General features: G+C 61.7%; 3 protein-coding genes. 2 read left to right on the top strand and 1 reads right to left on the bottom strand.

Annotation, left to right across the window (positions count from 1 at the left end):
* Positions 1 to 1,334, bottom strand: a 1,334-nt coding sequence (locus D6877_RS28615) for an HDOD domain-containing protein (RefSeq protein WP_130912860.1), incomplete at its 3' end; no start/stop codon positions are given.
* Between the two features lie 166 nt (positions 1,335 to 1,500).
* Between D6877_RS28615 and motA the strand changes: the two genes are divergently transcribed.
* Together motA and D6877_RS28605 are read left to right on the top strand one after the other, a co-directional pair.
* Positions 1,501 to 2,352 (top strand): flagellar motor stator protein MotA, encoded by an 852-nt coding sequence (motA, locus tag D6877_RS28610; protein ID WP_024011357.1) that lies wholly within the window; start codon positions 1,501 to 1,503, stop codon positions 2,350 to 2,352.
* Between the two features lie 3 nt (positions 2,353 to 2,355).
* Positions 2,356 to 2,774: flagellar motor protein MotB (locus D6877_RS28605; RefSeq protein WP_277751506.1), on the top strand; the 419-nt coding region annotated here is incomplete at its 3' end.

The following is a 2,774-nucleotide window of genomic DNA, read 5'->3' as shown; positions in this document are numbered from 1 at the left end:
GAGAATTGCCCGTTGTTCTCCGGCGTGATCCGCACCTGCGCCTGCTGAGCGAGCAGGCGTTGCAGGACTTTGCTCTGGCTGACGACAAAACTCAGCGCCGCCGCATCCTTCGGCAAACCGGCGGTCTGGTGCACGCGCAGGGTCGTGTGTGTGCGGTCGGCCATCAGAATCATCACCCGGCGCATGCCGCTCGCCACCAGTGCCTCGCGGGCGGCGACGGTCAGGCTCATGGCATTGGTGAAGCGGCTGGGTTCGGCTAGCAGTTCGGCGCATTGCCGACGCCACTGGCCCAAGTCATCCGCATTCGGCGCTGCGGCCGGGAGCATGCCGGCCGGCAAGCGACGAGTGCCCCACGGCCAGATCAGCGAAACCGCCGGGTGCCACAAATCAGGCATTGCATGCTGACGCGCGCTGTTCGCCGCTTGCTGGTGCAGCTGTTGCTGCACTTCGTCCATGGAAATCTGCAGATACAGGCTGGTCAGATACTGCCAGCGCTTGCTGTGCGGACTGTCCCAGGCCTGTTGCGCCGACAGCGCCAGGCCGTTGGCGAGCAGCACCGTATTGGCCGGTTGGTTGAGCCAGCGCCGCAGCGTCGGGTCATCGTCGAGGCGGTTCTGCTGACGTAGCGGGTGCTCGCTGTCACGGGCGATGCGCAGGACTTTGACCAGTTCGCGTTGTTCGCCGAGCAGCAATTTGTAGCCTTGCTCGACCCAGATCGGCAGATGCCAGGCCTCGACCAGTGCCTCGGCAATCTCCAACAGGCGCACGCCGAACAATTGCTTTTCGACCACCCGCGCCGACTCGCCCTTGTGGATCACCCGCAGTTCCCACTCCTCAAGCAACTGCGGATAGGTCAGTGCCAATGGCCACAGCGGCGACAAAAACAGCAGACTGCCCCAATGGATGTCCTGCCACAGCCGCGCCAGGCGACTGGCAAAAAAACCGTTGGCCTGCTGTGTCGCGTGTTGGCTGATCAGCTGCAATTGGCGCAAAGCCTTGGGGATCTGCCGGTGCGGTTCGGCGGGCAGGCGCGCGAGCAGTTCTTCGGTGCGCGCCAGGCCCAGGCGATTGATCGCCACCTCGAGATTTTCCGCTGGCGCGGCCATGGTGCCGTGGGTGTGACGATTCGCCTCACGGATGATGCTCAAGGCCAGCGCCGGGCTGTCCTGCATCAGATCGGCGATGTCACGCAGCGAGCTGCGGTTGTCGCGGATCGCCCGGCAGACTTTGTCGTGAGCCTCTTGTGGTACGGGCAGGCGGACGCTGTCGAGCAGCTTGACCCAGCCGTCGAGGGTGGTCGGTTTTGCGTGTGGGACGTTCGTTTCATTAGCCATGTCTGGACGAGATCTTCACTGACTGTAGACGCGCCCGGCATGGGCTAAATTGGCTTTTCGCCTGAACTGGCTATAGTCTGGCGCAGTTTTGCCGATAAGTAGAAGAAGAGATTTTTTAACTTCCGAATATGACCTTGAACCCGACTTAAACAAGTACCTTCTACCTATGGCTAAAATTATCGGCATCATCGTCGTATTCGCGAGCGTGCTCGGCGGATACGTGCTCTCCCACGGCAAGATTGCCGCCCTGATCCAGCCCTTCGAGGTGATGATCATCGGCGGTGCGGCCCTCGGTGCATTCCTCCAGGCCAACCCCGGTTACATGACGATGCACGTGCTCAAGAAATCCCTGAGCATGTTCGGTTCGCGCTTCACCCACACCTTCTACCTGGAAGTGCTCGGGCTGATCTACGAGATCCTCAACAAGAGCCGCCGCGAAGGCATGATGGCCATCGAAGGCGACATCGAAGATGCCGCCGCGAGTCCGATCTTCGCCAAGTACCCGGCGGTGCTCAAGGATGAACGCATGACCGCGTTCGTTTGCGATTACCTGCGCATCATGTCCTCCGGCAACATGGCTCCGCACGAACTGGAAGGCCTGTTCGACATGGAACTGTACAGCCTCAAGGAAGACCTCGAGCACCCATCCCACGCAGTCAACGGCATCGCCGACGGCATGCCCGGTTTCGGTATCGTCGCGGCGGTACTCGGTATCGTGGTGACCATGGCCTCGCTGGGCGAGGGCGACCAGGCGTCGATCGGTCTGCACGTGGGTGCGGCACTGGTCGGTACCTTCTTCGGTATTCTCGCGGCGTACGGTTTCTTTGGTCCGCTGGCGCATTCCCTGGCCCACGATGCCAAGGAAGAGCTCAACGTCTACGAAGCCATCAAGGCCTCGCTGGTGGCTTCGGCGTCCGGCATGCCGCCGTCGCTGGCGGTCGAGTTCGGGCGCAAGGTTCTGTACCCGGCGCACCGTCCAAGCTTCGCCGAGCTGGAACAAGCGGTTCGCGGTCGCTAAGTCATGGAAAATAATCAGCCGATCATCGTCAAGCGCGTCAAGCGCATTGCCGCCGGGCACCACGGCGGGGCGTGGAAAATCGCCTTCGCCGACTTTGCCACGGCGATGATGGCGTTCTTCCTGGTGCTGTGGCTGCTGTCCACTGCTACGCCGGAACAGAAGATCGCCATCGCCGGTTATTTCAAGGACCCGGTCGGCTTCTCCGAAAGCGGCACGCCGTACATCATCGACTTGGGTGGCACGCCGACCCTGGCGCCGGAAAACACCCTCAACCCGGAAGTGAAGTCGCAGCCACAGCCGGACAAGGTCACGGTCGACACCGATCAGGTTGAAGGCATGGCCGAGCAGGTCGAGAAGGAGCGTCTCGAACTGCTCCTGCAAGAACTGCAGAACAAGGTCGACGAGAACCCGCAACTGCAGAA

This window comes from Pseudomonas sp. Sample_9 (genome assembly GCF_004307535.1).
Taxonomy (GTDB): domain Bacteria; phylum Pseudomonadota; class Gammaproteobacteria; order Pseudomonadales; family Pseudomonadaceae; genus Aquipseudomonas; species Aquipseudomonas mercuritolerans.
Note: the sequence above shows the minus strand (reverse complement) of the source record. Positions and strands in the feature narration are given on the sequence as shown.

What these genes read in the sequence shown, in the direction of transcription:
- motA (WP_024011357.1), top strand. Translation starts at nt 1,501, where the DNA reads ATGGCTAAAATTATCGGCATCATCGTCGTATTCGCGAGCGTGCTCGGC.